Source organism: Polynucleobacter sp. AM-25C3, assembly GCF_018882335.1.
Taxonomy (GTDB): Bacteria; Pseudomonadota; Gammaproteobacteria; order Burkholderiales; family Burkholderiaceae; genus Polynucleobacter.
The window spans coordinates 80,965-96,700 of record NZ_JACVOS010000002.1 but is presented as its reverse complement, the minus strand read 5'-3'; the positions used below and the strand labels follow the sequence as shown (position 1 = coordinate 96,700).

Here is a 15,736-nt window from a genome sequence, read left to right as displayed (position 1 = left end):
AATGGCTACTGACCAGACTAACTTCGATGGTGAATGCTTTGTAAGTGCTCCCCGAGCTCCAGGTGATCTAATTGAGCAATAGGAAGGTCCATTAGCAATTCAATCCGGTTGCGTAAGCCCATCTCCACCTGCTTAAATGCATGCAAGATCGCCTCCTCATCACCCTCAACAGCAGCAGGATCCGGAAAACCCCAATGGGCAGTTGAAGGGTGTCCCGGCCAATAAGGGCAATCTTCCCCGGCTGCCGAGTCACATAAAGTAATGATGAAATCCATCTTGGGCGCACCCTCACGACCAAACTGATCCCAACTTTTACTTTTAAGGAGATCCAAGGGGTAACCCATCGTTTTAATTAACTCTATCGCGATGGGGTGAACCTTGCCAGTAGGTTTTGCTCCAGCTGAATAACCAATAAATCGGCCATGACTTAGGGTGGTAGCTAGCGCCTCCGCAAGAATAGATCTCGCAGAATTTCCACTACAAATAAACAAAATATTATGGGGATTACTCATTGCCGCTCAAGGTTAAATAATTTCATCCAATTGTAAGGCGAATTTATTGTCAACAACAAAGGGGGTTGCTGCAGCTCGCAAAGAAAATGGTTTATGTGCGATTGCTTGCTCATTCCTATCAACTTGACCTAAATTGAGTCTGGGTTCAGGTTGACGGAAAATCTGAGCTAAATTGCTTTTCATTTCAAGGGTCATCATTCTTAATCCCTTTCATAACAGTATCAGTGGAGATGCCCAAATACTAGAGATCTAATATTTCAGTTTGATTAAAGTAATGTGACAAACAATCTACTAGGTATCGACTACTCTAATCTGTCATATTGATAGGGTAAGTTCTTGTCTTTACATAAGATAAGTCGCTCTAGTAATGCGCTTGATCGCCCTGCTTCTCCTTCTGATCCCCATTATTGGTCATGCGTTTGAGCCCCTCAACACGGATGATGCGGGAACCGTTCCCAAAGACAGAAATCAAATAGAGCAGTATTACTTCACAACCGCATCCCATGGCGGGGGGACAGCAGATACTGTAGACATCATCACCCCAGGTGAAGAATATTTTGGTGCCGGGAGCGCCAAAGCATTTCCATTCACCTACACCAGAGGGATTACAGAAAATCTAGAGGCTTCCTTGGGGGCCACTTATTTTGCAATCCCACGAGGCAATTACTCACCCTTATCCAATAAAGTCATCGCCTTTAAATGGCGATTTGCTGAAGATGATCAGGGAAAATGGGCGCTAGCAATCAAGCCCAGCCTGACATTGCCCGGCTCGCAGCAGCAACAAGCTCATGGGCTAGATCTTGCGCTACCAAACTATGGTTTAAATCTGATTGGCTCTCGGTACTGGGATGAAGTGGAGTTGCATCTGAATGCGTCCTATATGAAGTCCCCCTACAATACCAATTATCCGGTTGGGATGAGTTCCGTTGCGAACCGCACCAATATCCTATTCTTTTCAGCAGCACCAGTTTGGACGGTGGTTAAGGGCGTGAGACTAGCCCTAGATGCGGGCATCACGACCAATCCACCTAGTAGCGAGCAATATCTAACAAGTTATGCCTTATTGGCGGGCATCTTCTCAGTAGCGGATGATTTAGATATTGGTCTATCGTACATGCGCAGTGCGGCTAATATGGGCATTGTTATCTCCAATTCTGGCGTGAGTTCCTCACGTTCTGAAATTGGATTTACCTGGAGGTTTCAGTGATACTCAAATACAAAATACCCTACACATTTAGCTTTACTCTGATTGTCCTGACCTTCATGCTCTTTGGGAATGTACGGGCAGAGCCATTTAAGTTCATCGCATTAGGCGATATGCCCTACTCTCAACCAGCAGACTTTGTGAGATTTGAGCGGCTCATCCAGACTATTAATTCTAAAAAACCAGCATTCTCAATATTTGTAGGGGATACGAAATCGGGTAGCTCTCCATGCAGCAATGAGCATAGCCAGAAAATGACGGCCTACTTTAACTCATTTAAATCCCCTCTGATTTACAGTATTGGTGATAACGAATGGACTGACTGTCACCGCATTTTGGCAGGGGGATACAACCCGCTGGAGCGACTAGACTATATCCGTGCCACTCAATTTAATTCTGCTAATAGCTTTGGAAAGGCGAAGTTAAAACTGCAACGCCAAGCAGATGTGATGCCAAGTTTCAGTACATACGTAGAAAATTCTCTATGGACTAGAGGCAACTTCTTGTTTGTGAATGTACATATCCCAGGGTCTAACAATAATCTTGGACGAGATGAAGAATCCAATCAAGAGTACGCCTTACGCAACCAAGCCAACTTAGCATGGATCAATCACGCCTTTGATCTGGCAGCAGAAAAAAATATGCGGGAATCATTTTTGCATTCCAAGCAGATCTTTTTTACTCGGCTGAAACAGCCAATGGCACCAATAGTGGCTATCGTGAGACCGTCTCCACCTTTCGAGATCGGTCTGAAAACCTACCGATCCCTATTCTCTTAATACACGGCGATAGTCATCGATTGAAAATAGATCAGCCCCTACTCAGCAGCAAGAACAAGCCGCTAGAAAACGTATATAGACTAGAGGTGATGGGTGCTGACCAAGTACAAGCGGTCGAGGTGCAAGTGAATTCACAAGAATCTAGCCCTTTCAGCTTTCGCCCACTCTTGATACCTTTAAATGTATTAGGCATCGAAAAGTAAGCCACAAGGCTTTAATGATTGATTTTTTCATCTCAGCAGATTCTTTCATGGTTTTGGAGTGGCTTTTAAGAGGAATGCTCCCTGGTTCCAAAATCCATAATAGATAAACAATGAGTCAGTAGGATGCCAGACTCTATTTATAGGGTGACTGCCTTACAATCTTTATTACTCATGCCATATCACAATAAAACCAACCTTCCGCCGTGACTCAAAACCTAAGCCACCCCTTCCCAATTAATGGCGTTGTATTTGCTTGGGCCATGACCTCCTCCGGCAAGAGTCATGAAATCCCTTTGTTTGAAATTGCGGATTCATTAAACAATCCCGACATATCGGTCTGGCTCCATCTCAACTTATCCAACTCTCAAGTTCAACGTTGGCTTAAAAAAACCGACTTAATACCGGAGCGTGTTGTAGAGATGATTGATGAAGGCGTTACTCGCAGTCGACTAGAGCGAATTGAAAAGCTCGATGACTGCCTATTGATGGTGATGAATGACTTTCATCAAGAGTTTGGTCAGAAGGATGGCGACTCAAGTCTGGGTACCTTATGGGCAATCCTCACGCCTCGACTCATGATTTCCCTGAGAAATAACCCGCTGAGAACAACAGATAGATTGCGCTCAGATTTAAAAAATGGTCTATTGAACCCCTGTTCGGCCATTGAGCTATTTCATGAACTGATTGATTTTCGCGCCGAGTATCTGCGGACACTCCTAATGCGCCTATCCGAAACGATGGATGACCTTGAGGAAACTTTGCTGAAGGGCAAGGAATTGCCTGAACATGAATACCTGGGGCGCATACGGATGCAATGTAGCCGCCTACGCCGCCAGTTCTCGCCTGAACTGATCGCACTTAGTCGCCTACAAAAGCGTCTGCCGTATTGGTTTTCGGATGACGATAAGTATCGACTGAATGATGACTTAGACCTTCTCTCCTACTTAGTGCAGGAGATTTCTAACTCATATGATCGAGCCAAGGTATTACAAGATGAGCAATCGGCACACGTTGCTGAATTTAATGCACGTAATTTGCAAGTCTTGTCGGTGATGACGGTAATCTTCTTGCCGATGACCCTGCTAACCGGCATCATGGGTATGAATATGGAAGACCTACCAGGACTCAAGGAATCTTTCTACATTGTGATGGCCTTAATGGCCACTGCTGGTGTTGCCGTATACATTGCACTTAAAGTTAGAAAAATTATTTAACACATACGTTTAACATGGATGCTTTCACGATAACTACATTTGCATAAGAGGATTTATGGGATATTGGGATCTGTATGGAGAAATGGCCCTCCGCCTTTTTTTAGCGCTTTTAGCTGGAACCATTTTGGGCTTAAATCGCTGGATGCATCATAAATCCGCAGGACTACGCACCCACTCCCTCGTGGCTATCGGTTCAGCCACGGCAGTACTGTCCATCGGACACCTTGGATCAACCGATGTTCAAGCCCTGAGTCGCGTATTGCAGGGGCTCATCACGGGTTTAGGGTTTTTGGGTGCCGGTGTAATTATTCGGGAACGCAGCTCACAAAGGGTCCACGGCCTGACCACATCAGCGAGCATCTGGTCTTGCGCCTTAATTGCAGCCGCATTTGGGGCTGGTGAGCTCATCCTAGGCGGTCTAGCGCTGGCTGCGATCATTATTACCCTCCTTATAGGGGGGCCGCTAGAGCAGCTGATTAGAAAGCTTACTGGGATTAAGCGTGAATCAGAGATTTCCCCGGATCCAGACTAAAAACGGCATTTAAAGGCAAAAAAATCAGTTTTGTCATATTACTTTGCTAGCATCTGTTCGTTCTTATTACTTTTATCTGGAAAAAACCATGAGCGATTACAAATATGAAGATGCTGTAAAACAACTTCAAGAGTCTGGCGCTATTGGCTTACAAGACTTTAAAAATCTGTCTTACGATGATCTGAATGAACTTCTTGAGGAAATCAAGGTATGGTGCCTCTATGCCAGCGGTAAGCTAGATAAGCTCCCGAAAGAATCTAAGAAGAAGAAAGAGAGAAAAGATAAAAAAGACAAGAAGGATAAGAAGGATAAGAAAGACAAGGAGGACTAAGTCAGTTCAGCCTTCTTAAGCAACAACACGCTCTTTAGGGAAGCGCAAAGTAAATGTGCTCCCCTTGCCGGGTGTACTCTCAATAATTAACTGGGCTTGATGACGATTGGCAATATGTTTAACAATTGCCAAGCCCAGCCCCGTACCTCCAGTATCCCTAGATCGACTTCTATCTACACGATAAAAGCGCTCAGTTAATCGAGAGAGATGCTCTGAAGCAATTCCGGGGCCAGTATCAGTCACAGAAAACTCACCCTCCCCGCGCTCATTAACACGCCAATTAGTACTAATTGAAGCAATATCTGGAGAGTATCGAATTGCATTGGAAACTAGATTTCCAAATGCAGACAGAATCTCGCGCTCTTCCCCCATTAAATTACTTGGGCTGGAGACCTCAAAATTAAATGCATGATGTCCTTGTGAGAGCACTTCCGCATCATTCTTGAGAAGGGCCATTAAGGTTGGGATGCTAATAGCCTGCATCGGAGCTGGCAAGGTATTGGCTTCTAGGTTGGCGAGAGTTAACAAGTCCTCAACCAAACTCTTCATGCGTTGAGCCTGAGACATCATCATCTCAAAATATTGATTTTGCTGGGCCTTATCCAAATCCAGTGATTGCATGGTTTCTAAAAAACCCATCAACACCGTAATTGGCGTTCTCATCTCATGAGAAACATTGGCCACGAAATCTCGTCGCATAGCATCGGCTTTTTGCAAATCGGTGACATCCTGAATGAGCAAGAGGTGGCGCATATCGCCGAACGGAAAAGCTTGCAACATCAAACTGAGATTTGCAGCAGGCCCCATTCTTTCCAGCAGTAAAGACTCATCAAATTGACGTCTGTAAAGGTATTGAACGAATTCTGGGCGACGAATAAGGAAGTTGATTCTTTGCATTACATCGCGCTTGAAATTTAAACCAAAGAATTGCTCAGCAATAGCGTTACACCATTCAATGTGGTCTTGGTCATCGAGCATCACAATGCCATTAGGAGAGGCCTGAAAAGCCTCTATAAAGCGACTGTGTTGCTTTTCAATAGACCGCATTTGCTGCTTCAGATTTCGAACTAAGCGCTGCAGGCGGAAAAATATCTCTTCCCAGTAACCACTAGGCAATGGCATGGATTCAACAGAATCAGCAACCGTAAACTTACGTAAGCGGGCTAAATTAATGTACGAATAAATTAAAGGTATTGATAGCACGCAAATTCCAGCGCCAATTGCTGAAATAGGACCTAGTTGGGCTAATGCAATATAGCCTGCAAGAAACGCCAAGAAAATGAGTAAGGCAAATCGGGTGATAACAGATAACATACGACAATCTTAGAGCATCTGGATGGCGGCGGACAAAACCGCCCTGAGAAGCGCCTCTTATTTAGGTCTGAGTTGGGATCTTGGTAATTCGATAACCGCTTCCACGTACCGTCTCGATATAACGATCCGAATCTGTGGGAGCCAAAGCCGCCCTTAACCTCTTGATATGAACATCCACCGTACGTTCTTCAATATAGACCTCATTACCCCATACCTTATCCAGCAGATTTGCTCTGGAGTGGACTCTTTCAGGGTTGGCCATCAAAAACTGAAGTAATCGATATTCGGTGGGTCCCAATGACACTGTTTGCGGGTCCATATTAGGCCAAATAGCCGTCACTCGATGCGATAGAGGGTCTAGCCTTAGCGGTCCAACAGACAGTGGTCCCGTATCTTCAACTGGAGTTTGGCGGCGCAAGAGTGCCTTGACACGAGCAACCAACTCTTTCGGCGAGAAAGGCTTGGTGACATAGTCATCCGCACCCGAATCTAGGCCCAGCACCTTATCGGACTCTTCGCTTTTAGCGGTGAGCATCAGAATTGGCAAAGATCTTGTGCGCTCGTTTGCCCGCAACTCTCTAGCAAACTGAACGCCAGACTTGCCCGGCAACATCCAATCCAAAATCAACAAACTGGGCAGTTCGTCGCGCATCATATTTAATGCAATGTCAGTTTGCATTGCCTTCTTAACATCATACCCAGCATGAGTTAAGTTAATCGCAATCAGTTCGGCGATAGAAGGCTCATCTTCAACAATCAATATGCGGTGAGTCATCATGAAATCCGTATTGATATTACTTATTCTTTATTCGCCTCGCGCACCAAATCCTCGTGCGGGATATGACGCACATCAGAGCCTTTAGCGATATAGATTACGAACTCGGCAATATTCTTTGCATGATCGCCAATACGTTCGATCGCCTTAGCAATAGTCAACATGTCCAAGCCAGTAGAGATCATATGTGGATCTTCCATCATGTAAGAAATCAACTTGCGTACAAAGCCTCTAAATTCCTCATCGATCTGACGATCTTCCTGAACTACTTCCGCAGCCGCAACCGTATCCAAGCGGGCAAAGGCATCTAAGCTACGGCGCAATAATGAAATCGCCATTTGTCCAGATAAGCGAATTTCAGCAACGTTAATGTTGTAAGTCGCACCAGCCTCGATAAGACGTTTGGTTCTCTTAGCAACACGCTCGGCCTCATCGCCAGCACGCTCCAAATTGGTAATCGCTTTAGACACTGCCATCACCAAGCGCAAGTCTCGCGCTGTAGGTTGGCGACGTGCAATCAATTCAGTACAAGCTAAATCAATCTGAATTTCAAGATCGTTAACGATTTTCTCATTGGCAATAACCACATTGCAAGTTTCAACGTCCATTTGCGTAAATGCGCGCATCGCCGTTGAAATCTGTGACTCAACAAGACCGCCCATTTCTAGCAATCGACTAGAGAGGGAATTTAAATCTGCATCAAATTGTGATGAAAGGTGTTTATCTGGCATTTATATCTCCAATTAACCGAAACGGCCGGTAATGTAATCTTCTGTTTCTTTACGCTTAGGCTTGATGAAGATTTCATCAGTCTTACCGTACTCGATGAGACTTCCAAGGTACATATAAGCAGTGTAATCGGAGACGCGAGCTGCCTGCTGCATATTATGAGTCACGATGGCAATCGTGTATTCATGCTTGAGCTCATTAATCAACTCTTCAATCTTACCTGTGGAGATTGGATCTAGGGCTGAAGTTGGCTCATCTAGCAAAATAACTGATGGCTTTACCGCTACGCCTCGGGCAATACATAAACGCTGCTGCTGACCGCCAGACAGAGATAAACCACTCTGGTTAAGCTTGTCTTTCGCCTCATTCCAAAGTGCCGCTTTATTCAAAGCCCACTCAACGCGCTCATCCATTTCAGAGCGAGAAAGTCTTTCATAGAGACGTACGCCAAAGGCAATATTCTCATAAATAGACATTGGAAATGGTGTTGGCTTCTGAAAAACCATGCCGATTCTTGAACGCAGGAGATTCAAATCTTGACCTGGGGCCAAGATATTTTGACCGTAGAAGTTAATCTCACCTTCTGCACGCTGACCAGGATAGAGGTCATACATTCGATTCAAGGCTCTGAGCAAAGTGGATTTACCGCAACCAGATGGTCCGATAAATGCAGTTACTTTGCCCTCTTCGATATCTAAATTGATATCTTGGAGACCCTGAAAAGATCCGTAAAAGAAATTGAGATTGCGTACTTCAAGCGCATTCTTAGCCGGGGCTTGTGTTTGTTGGTTTGTATTCATATTTGTTCCCACTCCTTGACTATCAATCTGATTTAAGTCAAACATTGTTTTCATATCGCTCATCATCCTTGGACCTTCTCGCGGAATACCACTCGAGCCAAAATATTTAAGCCCAATACAGCAATCGTAATTAATAGCGCTCCACCCCAAGCCAAATCGACCCAGTTGTCATACGGACTCATGGCGAACTGAAAAATTACCACTGGCAAGTTGGCCATGGGTGCATTCATATTGGTGGAGAAGAACTGGTTATTGAGTGCGGTAAACAACAACGGTGCAGTTTCGCCACTAACGCGAGCTAAGGACAGCAAGATACCTGTCATCACTCCAGATTGGGCTGCTCTCAAAGTAATCATGAAGGCTACTTTCCACTTGGGCGTACCTAAAGCATAGGCTGCCTCACGCAAGCTACCAGGAACTAAGCGCAACATATTTTCGGTGGTACGCACAACCACTGGAACAGCAATCAATGCCAGTGCAATCGTACCCGCCCAACCAGAGAAATGTCGAACTTGTGCAACTACTAGAGCGTAAACGAACAAACCAATCACGATAGAAGGTGCTGAAAGCATGATATCGGTAACAAAGCGAGTGACTGAAGCTATGCGACTACGATCTCCATATTCAGAGAGGTACAAGCCTGCCAGCACTCCAACAGGAGTGCTAATTAAAGTACAGCAACCCACTAACATCAAACTACCTACGATCGCATTAGCAAGGCCGCCACCCTCAGAGCCAGGCGCTGGAGTGCTTTGAGTAAATATGGATAGATCGAGCGAAGAAAATCCTTTGAAAAACAATACAGCCAAAATCCAAAACAGAAAAATCATACCTAAAACCATGGCAGACATGGATAAGGTTAAGCCAATCTTATTTGCGCGCTTCCGCTTAGAAAACAGTGCTGGATCGATATTAGAAACGTTATTCATGTTTTTAGTCCTTGCTTCTTCTCCATGTTGTTCAGCATCCACTTAGCACATGCCAACACAATAAAGGTAATGATGAACAGGGCTAATCCTAGGGCATATAAAGAAGATAAATGGTTGCCCGCTTCAGCCTCACCAAACTCATTTGCCAAAGTAGAGGCAATTGAAGTTCCTGGGGCAAATAAAGATGGGGACAAGCGGTGAGCATTACCAATCACGAAGGTCACAGCCATCGTCTCACCAAGTGCCCTACCCAAACCAAGCATCACGCCACCAATAACACCAGCCTTCGTGTACGGAAGTACTACGTTATTAACTACTTCCCAAGTGGTGCAACCAATACCGTATGCAGACTCTTTGAGTACCGGAGGAACGATTTCAAATACGTCGCGCATGACTGAAGCAATAAACGGCAAAATCATCATCGCTAAGATGAGGCCGGCACATAAAACACCAATACCATTAAATGCTCCTGAAAACAAAATACCCAGCCCAGGAATTTGTCCAAGGGTTCCCGCAAGCGCTGGTTGAACATACTCGGCAAATAGAGGCGCAAAAATAAACAAGCCAAACATACCGTAAATAATCGATGGTACAGCGGCCAGCAACTCTACTGCAGTACCTAAAGGCCTACGTAGCGCACTTGGACATAACTCGGTCAAAAAAACAGCAATCCCGAAACTCAATGGAACCGCAATCAGCAATGCAATGATTGAAGTGACGACGGTGCCATAAATGGCAATCAGGCCACCAAACTCCCCATTCACAATATCCCACTCTTGGGTAAAAAAGAAGGCAGGGCCAAAGGTGTGCAGCGCTGGCCACGCATTGAAAAGTAAAGAGGCAATAATACCGAGCAATGCGATCAATACTGACAGCGCAAAAAATTGGGTAATACCATGAAAGAGGAAATCTTGAATACGCTGATATTTAGCGATTCGAAGAGCCTGCGGCGTCGGCATTGAAGCGGACTGGGTTATATCCATCATATATTGAGCTTATTTAAATATTGAAACAGCCCCACTTGAGTGAGGCTGTTTATTAGTTTTGATTGACTACTATCAATCTCTAAACTTATTTAGTAACTACTTTAGAAAATACATTCTTACGGATAAATTCTGTTGTTGCATCAGGCATTGGAACGTAATCTAACTCTTCAGCCATTTTCTTGCCATCCTTGAATGCAAAGTCAAAGAACTTGATCACTTCAGCAGCATTTGCTTTGTTTTCTGGGTTCTTGTAGAGAAGAATGAAAGAAGCGCCAGTGATTGGCCAAGACTTTGCACCAGCAGCATCAGTAATGAAAGCACCCATACCAGGAATCTTCGCCCAATCAGTACCCAGTGCAGCAGCTGCAAAAGTAGTATCGTCAGGAGCAACAAAATTACCAGCTTTATTTTTCAGTGAAATATAAGTTAACTTATTTTTCTTAGCGTAAGCGTACTCAACATAACCGATAGAATTCTTTACGCGAGATACGTTTGCAGCAACACCTTCGTTACCTTTACCGCCAACAGATGAGGCAGCAGGCCATTTAACGGCAGCACCGGCACCAACAGCATCTTTCCAGAGTGTGCTGGTCTTAGTTAGGTAATCAGTAAAGATCGCAGTTGTACCTGAACCATCGGCACGGTGAACAACAGTAATCGAACCAGAAGGAATCTTCACACCTGGGTTCATGATGGCGATACGCTTATCACCCCAGTCAGAAATCACGCCTTGGAAAATATCAGCCAATGTTGGGCCGTCTAATTTGATATCGCCTGGCTTAACACCATCAACGTTAATCACTGGAACAACACCGCCAATAATGGCTGGGAATTGAACCATGCCATCTTTTTCTAAGTCATCAAACTTCACTGGATTGTCGGTTGCACCGAAATCAACAGTCTTTGCTTTGATTTGCTTAATACCGCCAGAAGAACCGATGGATTGGTAATTTAAGTTAGAGCCAGTCTTTGCTTTGAAAGCTTCAGCCCATTTTGTATAAACAGGGTATGGAAATGAGGCGCCAGCGCCGGTCATATCCGCTGCGAAAGCAACTGGGGCAAATGAAATCGCGCTAATAACGAGCGCTTTTTTCAAGAATGAGTTCATGTGGATCGTTCCTCAGATAAATAACGCAATATTGCGATAGCTGAACGATACGTTTTGAGTATGACCCTTTTATGACACTAATTGAGCTTGAAAATAATCCAACAAAATCAATGATTTAGCTTATTGGCACTAGATCTGCAATAGACTTGGCTGAGCTCATGGCTACTGCGCTATCTTGAGCCTCAACCATTACCCGCAGGAGGGGTTCCGTACCTGAGGCACGAATCAGCACCCTGCCCGTTCCCTGAAGATCAGTCTCAACTTGGCTAATCTTCGATTTGAGCTTGGCATCTGACTTCCAGTCGTATCCAGCTTTGAACTTCACATTCAAAAGCACCTGAGGGAAGATTTTTACGAAATCGAGGAGCTGAGCCAAACTTTGCTTGTTTTTACTCATGGCCGCCAAAACCTGCAGCGCAGCAATGGTGCCATCACCTGTGGAATGCTGATCTAGGCAAAGCAAATGCCCAGAACCTTCGCCGCCAATGATCCACCCCCTCTCTTTCAAGAGCTCTAAGACGTAACGATCGCCCACATTGGCCCGCTCAAATCCAATACCCAAACCTTTGATGGCATTTTCTACTGCCAGATTAGTCATGAGAGTACCGACAACCCCTCCCAATGCTTGGCCGCGGTCAATGCGATCTTTAACTAGAACGTATAAGAGCTCATCTCCATTAAAGAGTCGACCAGTAGCATCTACCATTTGTAGGCGATCGGCATCACCATCTAATGCAATACCAAGATCAGCGCCAACTTCTTTTACTTTAGTAATTAATGCCTCAGGCGCTGTAGCACCGCAGCCATCGTTAATGTTGCGACCGTCGGGCTGAACTCCAATCGAAATCACTTCTGCACCTAGCTCATGAAATACATGGGGGGCAATATGGTAGGCAGCACCATTGGCGCAATCAACTACCAACTTCAAACCCTTGAGATTGAGATCACCAGGAAAAGTCGATTTGCAGAACTCAATATAACGTCCAGCAGCATCATCGATGCGAAATGCCTTCCCTATATCTTTTGAGCTAACGCAACCCATGGGTTTTGCGAGCTCGGCTTCTATCGCCAACTCAAACTCATCCGTTAACTTGCCGCCTTCTGCAGAGAAGAATTTAATCCCATTGTCTTGATACGCATTGTGCGAGGCAGAAATCACCACACCTGCTGATAAACGCAAGGCTTTGGTAAGGTAAGCAACGCCTGGGGTAGGCATAGGTCCACACAACATGACATCGACACCAGCAGCAGCAAAACCAGCCTCTAGAGCGGCTTCCAATAAATAACCAGAAACGCGCGTATCTTTACCAATCAAAATCTTGCAGCGCTCACCCGGTTCTGCATTCTGACTCAGTACTATGCCTGCCGCATAGCCAAGGCGAGTAATGAACTCCGGAACAATCGGAAATTGCCCTACTTCACCGCGGATACCATCAGTACCAAAGTATTGTTTTTTCATGGATTTCATTATAAAACTTGTGGGCATTGAGCCAGCTGAGTCACCCCTGAATCGCTTCCCAGAGCTTCAGAGAATCAACCGTCTCCTGCACATCGTGAACCCGAATAATGCGGGCACCCCGATCTGCAGCCAGAATAGCGGCAGCCACACTGGGCGCTACCCGCTCATTGGTATCTCGCCCAGTTAGCTTACCCAGCATCGATTTACGAGAAATCCCTGCCAAAACCGGATAACCCAATTGGGAGAATTGATCAAAATCAGCCAACATCTTGAGGTTGTGCTCCAGACTTTTGCCAAAGCCAAATCCTGGGTCGATAGCAATTCTATTGTTAGCAACGCCTTTATCTTCTAACAAGCTAGCTCGCTCTTGAAGAAAAGCCTTTACCTCTGCGATGACATCTTGATACTCAGGATCAAATTGCATGGTTTGCGGATCACGTTGCATATGCATTAATACAATGCCACATTGCTTATCTTTGTCTAGATCACTTTCAAGGATGGCGCCTACTGCACCCTCTTGTCGTAGTGCCCAGATATCGTTGACGCAATCAACGCCTGCTCGCAGAGCTTGACACATGGTCTCCGCTTTATAGGTATCAATCGATAGCGCAACTCCACAATCTTTCAATGCATCAATGACTGGCAAAACACGATCTAACTCTTCTTGCAAAGAAACCGGCTCAGCACCGGGTCGAGTCGACTCGCCGCCGATGTCAATGATGTCTGCGCCATTAACAATCATCCGCTTTGCTTGAGCAATCGCATCGCTAGGCGTTCTGAACTCTCCACCATCTGAGAATGAATCTGGTGTGGCATTTAGGATGCCCATCACCAGTGGGCGCTGACGTTTACTAAAATCAAAAAGAAAACGCCCGCAACGCCATGTTGCGGGCGGAGTTCGCTTCATCACCTAGCTAAGACTAGCGGCTGATTAAGCGGTTGCTGGAGCAGCGCCCGCAGCAGGACCTGGCGTACCAGCTGAGTTACCAAACTGGGTTGCTGATGGCGGCTTAGGAGCGCGTGGTGGACGACCTTCCATAATGTCGGTAATCTGCTCAGCATCAATGGTTTCCAGCTCAAGCAATGCAGCAACCATGGCTTCAACCTTGTCACGATTTTGCTCAAGAATGGATCTTGCCAAAGCATATTGACTATCCACTAATGCCCGAATTTCTGCATCGACTTTTTGCTGTGTCAGCTCAGAAACCGTCTTCGTGCTGTTACGCCCAAAGATACTTTCTGATTCAGTATCCACATAGACCATCGTACCCAAGCTATCACTCATGCCGTAACGAGTCACCATATCACGCGCCATTTTAGTAGCACGCTCAAAGTCATTGGATGCGCCAGTACTCATGGAATGCAAGAACACCTCTTCAGCAGCACGACCGCCAAACAAAATGGCCAACTCTTCCAACATGCGATCTTTATATAAGTTCACACGATCAAACTCAGGCAACTGCCAAGTCACACCCAAAGCCATGCCGCGCGGCATGATGGTGACCTTATGCACTGGATCAGCCTTAGGCAATACCTTAGCTACTACCGCATGACCTGACTCGTGATACGCCGTATTACGACGCTCTTCTTCACGCATCACAGCAGACTTGCGCTCAGGACCCATATAGATCTTGTCTTTTGCATCTTCAAAGTCTTTCATATCGACGGCGCGTTTATTGCGACGCGCTGCAAACAAGGCAGACTCATTTACTAGATTTGCTAAATCAGCGCCGGAGAAACCAGGAGTACCGCGAGCTAATACAGCCGCATCCACATCTGGATCAATCGGAACTTTACGCATGTGCACTTGCAAGATTTGCTCGCGACCACGAATGTCAGGCAAGCCTACATGCACCTGGCGATCAAAACGACCAGGACGCAATAAGGCCTTATCCAATACATCAGAGCGGTTGGTTGCAGCAACGACAATCACACCGCTATTGCTTTCAAAGCCATCCATCTCAACCAGCATTTGGTTCAGGGTTTGCTCACGCTCATCATTACCACCGCCCATACCGGCACCACGGTGACGACCGACCGCATCAATCTCATCAATGAAGATGATGCAAGGAGAGTTTTTCTTCGCGTTCTCAAACATATCGCGCACGCGAGATGCACCAACACCAACAAACATCTCGACGAAGTCTGAACCAGAGATTGAGAAAAATGGAACTTTTGCTTCGCCTGCAATCGCACGCGCCAGCAAGGTTTTACCAGTACCCGGAGGGCCAACCAGCAAAACACCGTGCGGGATACGACCACCAAGCTTTTGGAACTTTTGCGGATCTTTGAGGAACTCAACAATCTCAAAAACTTCTTCTTTGGCTTCATCGCAACCAGCAACATCAGCAAAGGTCACAGTATTGCTATTTTCATCAATCAAGCGCGCTTTAGATTTGCCGAAAGAGAATGCTCCACCCTTTCCGCCGCCTTGCATCTGGCGCATCATGAAAAACCAAAAACCAATAATCAATAAAGTAGGTCCGAGGTAATACAAAGCCGAAACCAACATGTTTGGCTCATCGTCTGCTTTACCAGTTACCTGTACTCCGAATTTCATGAGATCGCCAACCATCCAAATATCTCCTGGGGAGATGATGGAATATTTGTTGCCGTCATTCGGCGTCACCTGTAGCGTGCGACCTTGCACATCCACTCGTTTCACTTTGCCAGCTTTGGCATCGTCCATGAATTGAGAATACGTGACTTGGGTTTGATCTTTAGGCTTGTCAAACTGTTTAAAAACAGTAAAGAGCACTAGACCCACAATGAGCCACACACCAACTTTTTGCAACATATTGCTATTCAAAAGGAGACCTTTGCCGGATTAATCCGGGAGTTAAAGCGGATTGCTATACCTA

The 15,736-nt window shown here is 45.6% G+C and carries 18 protein-coding genes; 6 read left to right on the top strand and 12 right to left on the bottom strand.

Annotation, left to right across the window (positions count from 1 at the left end; genetic code table 11):
- Window positions 1–17: 17 nt before the first annotated feature.
- Both ICN12_RS01660 and ICN12_RS01655 read right to left on the bottom strand, forming a co-directional pair.
- Window positions 18–512, bottom strand: a complete 495-nt coding sequence (locus ICN12_RS01660; protein WP_216270347.1) for an arsenate reductase ArsC — start codon at window positions 510–512, stop codon at window positions 18–20.
- Window positions 513–524: 12 nt separating this feature from the next.
- On the bottom strand, window positions 525–710 hold the full coding sequence (locus tag ICN12_RS01655) for a hypothetical protein (protein WP_216270346.1): 186 nt from the start codon (window positions 708–710) through the stop codon (window positions 525–527).
- 169 nt (window positions 711–879) lie between these two features.
- On the opposite strand from ICN12_RS01655, the gene ICN12_RS01650 reads away from it, so the two are divergent.
- The 6 genes from ICN12_RS01650 (at window position 880) to ICN12_RS01625 (ending at window position 4,775) form a co-directional block, all read left to right on the top strand.
- Window positions 880–1,719 carry a hypothetical protein gene (locus tag ICN12_RS01650; RefSeq protein ID WP_216270345.1) on the top strand — a complete coding sequence of 280 codons (840 nt, stop codon included), beginning with the start codon at window positions 880–882 and terminating at the stop codon, window positions 1,717–1,719.
- Between the two features lie 251 nt (window positions 1,720–1,970).
- Window positions 1,971–2,495, top strand: a complete 525-nt coding sequence (locus ICN12_RS01645; RefSeq protein ID WP_216270344.1) for a hypothetical protein — start codon at window positions 1,971–1,973, stop codon at window positions 2,493–2,495.
- 20 nt (window positions 2,496–2,515) lie between these two features.
- The gene (locus tag ICN12_RS01640; protein ID WP_216270343.1) at window positions 2,516–2,698 is read left to right on the top strand and encodes a hypothetical protein; all 183 of its coding nucleotides are present in this window, start codon (window positions 2,516–2,518) and stop codon (window positions 2,696–2,698) included.
- Window positions 2,699–2,901: 203 nt separating this feature from the next.
- Window positions 2,902–3,912 carry a CorA family divalent cation transporter gene (locus ICN12_RS01635; RefSeq protein ID WP_370624916.1) on the top strand — a complete coding sequence of 337 codons (1,011 nt, stop codon included), beginning with the start codon at window positions 2,902–2,904 and terminating at the stop codon, window positions 3,910–3,912.
- 55 nt (window positions 3,913–3,967) lie between these two features.
- Complete coding sequence (locus ICN12_RS01630; protein ID WP_216270342.1) at window positions 3,968–4,444, top strand: MgtC/SapB family protein; 477 nt, start codon at window positions 3,968–3,970, stop codon at window positions 4,442–4,444.
- An 88-nt stretch (window positions 4,445–4,532) separates the two neighbouring features.
- Window positions 4,533–4,775 (top strand): hypothetical protein, encoded by a 243-nt coding sequence (locus tag ICN12_RS01625; protein WP_216270341.1) that lies wholly within the window; start codon window positions 4,533–4,535, stop codon window positions 4,773–4,775.
- A 15-nt stretch (window positions 4,776–4,790) separates the two neighbouring features.
- Here the strand turns inward: ICN12_RS01625 and phoR are convergent, their stop codons facing one another.
- The 10 genes from phoR to ftsH all read right to left on the bottom strand — a co-directional run bounded on the left by phoR (window position 4,791) and on the right by ftsH (window position 15,684).
- Window positions 4,791–6,089: a phosphate regulon sensor histidine kinase PhoR gene (gene phoR, locus ICN12_RS01620; protein ID WP_216270340.1), complete on the bottom strand. Its 1,299-nt coding sequence runs from the start codon at window positions 6,087–6,089 to the stop codon at window positions 4,791–4,793.
- A 61-nt stretch (window positions 6,090–6,150) separates the two neighbouring features.
- A complete protein-coding gene (gene phoB, locus ICN12_RS01615) occupies window positions 6,151–6,864 on the bottom strand; it encodes a phosphate regulon transcriptional regulator PhoB (protein WP_216270449.1) in 714 nt (237 codons plus the stop codon).
- 23 nt (window positions 6,865–6,887) lie between these two features.
- A complete protein-coding gene (gene phoU / locus ICN12_RS01610) occupies window positions 6,888–7,595 on the bottom strand; it encodes a phosphate signaling complex protein PhoU (RefSeq protein WP_216270339.1) in 708 nt (235 codons plus the stop codon).
- Window positions 7,596–7,607: 12 nt separating this feature from the next.
- Window positions 7,608–8,393, bottom strand: a complete 786-nt coding sequence (gene pstB, locus ICN12_RS01605) for a phosphate ABC transporter ATP-binding protein PstB (protein WP_216270448.1) — start codon at window positions 8,391–8,393, stop codon at window positions 7,608–7,610.
- 62 nt (window positions 8,394–8,455) lie between these two features.
- Complete coding sequence (gene pstA / locus ICN12_RS01600) at window positions 8,456–9,322, bottom strand: phosphate ABC transporter permease PstA (RefSeq protein WP_216270338.1); 867 nt, start codon at window positions 9,320–9,322, stop codon at window positions 8,456–8,458.
- Window positions 9,319–10,305, bottom strand: a complete 987-nt coding sequence (gene pstC / locus ICN12_RS01595; protein WP_370624921.1) for a phosphate ABC transporter permease subunit PstC — start codon at window positions 10,303–10,305, stop codon at window positions 9,319–9,321. Before pstC ends, pstA begins: the two co-directional genes overlap by 4 nt.
- A gap of 88 nt (window positions 10,306–10,393) precedes the next feature.
- Entirely contained in the window at window positions 10,394–11,416 is a 1,023-nt protein-coding gene (gene pstS / locus ICN12_RS01590; protein ID WP_216270336.1) for a phosphate ABC transporter substrate-binding protein PstS, read from the bottom strand.
- A 115-nt stretch (window positions 11,417–11,531) separates the two neighbouring features.
- Window positions 11,532–12,875 (bottom strand): phosphoglucosamine mutase, encoded by a 1,344-nt coding sequence (gene glmM / locus ICN12_RS01585; protein WP_216270335.1) that lies wholly within the window; start codon window positions 12,873–12,875, stop codon window positions 11,532–11,534.
- A gap of 40 nt (window positions 12,876–12,915) precedes the next feature.
- Entirely contained in the window at window positions 12,916–13,782 is an 867-nt protein-coding gene (gene folP, locus ICN12_RS01580; protein WP_216270334.1) for a dihydropteroate synthase, read from the bottom strand.
- 24 nt (window positions 13,783–13,806) lie between these two features.
- Window positions 13,807–15,684, bottom strand: coding sequence for an ATP-dependent zinc metalloprotease FtsH (gene ftsH / locus ICN12_RS01575; RefSeq protein ID WP_216270333.1), 1,878 nt, complete (start codon window positions 15,682–15,684; stop codon window positions 13,807–13,809).
- Window positions 15,685–15,736: the final 52 nt, after the last annotated feature.

Coding starts and splice junctions, on each gene's coding strand:
- ICN12_RS01645 (WP_216270344.1), top strand. CDS start 1,971: ATGACGGCCTACTTTAACTCATTTAAATCCCCTCTGATTTACAGTATT.
- ICN12_RS01625 (WP_216270341.1), top strand. CDS start 4,533: ATGAGCGATTACAAATATGAAGATGCTGTAAAACAACTTCAAGAGTCT.
- pstA (WP_216270338.1), bottom strand. CDS start 9,322: ATGAATAACGTTTCTAATATCGATCCAGCACTGTTTTCTAAGCGGAAG.
- ICN12_RS01630 (WP_216270342.1), top strand. CDS start 3,968: ATGGGATATTGGGATCTGTATGGAGAAATGGCCCTCCGCCTTTTTTTA.
- ICN12_RS01660 (WP_216270347.1), bottom strand. CDS start 512: ATGAGTAATCCCCATAATATTTTGTTTATTTGTAGTGGAAATTCTGCG.
- ICN12_RS01655 (WP_216270346.1), bottom strand. CDS start 710: ATGATGACCCTTGAAATGAAAAGCAATTTAGCTCAGATTTTCCGTCAA.
- pstC (WP_370624921.1), bottom strand. CDS start 10,305: ATGGATATAACCCAGTCCGCTTCAATGCCGACGCCGCAGGCTCTTCGA.
- pstS (WP_216270336.1), bottom strand. CDS start 11,416: ATGAACTCATTCTTGAAAAAAGCGCTCGTTATTAGCGCGATTTCATTT.
- folP (WP_216270334.1), bottom strand. CDS start 13,782: ATGAAGCGAACTCCGCCCGCAACATGGCGTTGCGGGCGTTTTCTTTTT.
- ICN12_RS01650 (WP_216270345.1), top strand. CDS start 880: ATGCGCTTGATCGCCCTGCTTCTCCTTCTGATCCCCATTATTGGTCAT.
- phoU (WP_216270339.1), bottom strand. CDS start 7,595: ATGCCAGATAAACACCTTTCATCACAATTTGATGCAGATTTAAATTCC.
- phoB (WP_216270449.1), bottom strand. CDS start 6,864: ATGACTCACCGCATATTGATTGTTGAAGATGAGCCTTCTATCGCCGAA.
- glmM (WP_216270335.1), bottom strand. CDS start 12,875: ATGAAAAAACAATACTTTGGTACTGATGGTATCCGCGGTGAAGTAGGG.
- phoR (WP_216270340.1), bottom strand. CDS start 6,089: ATGTTATCTGTTATCACCCGATTTGCCTTACTCATTTTCTTGGCGTTT.
- pstB (WP_216270448.1), bottom strand. CDS start 8,393: ATGAATACAAACCAACAAACACAAGCCCCGGCTAAGAATGCGCTTGAA.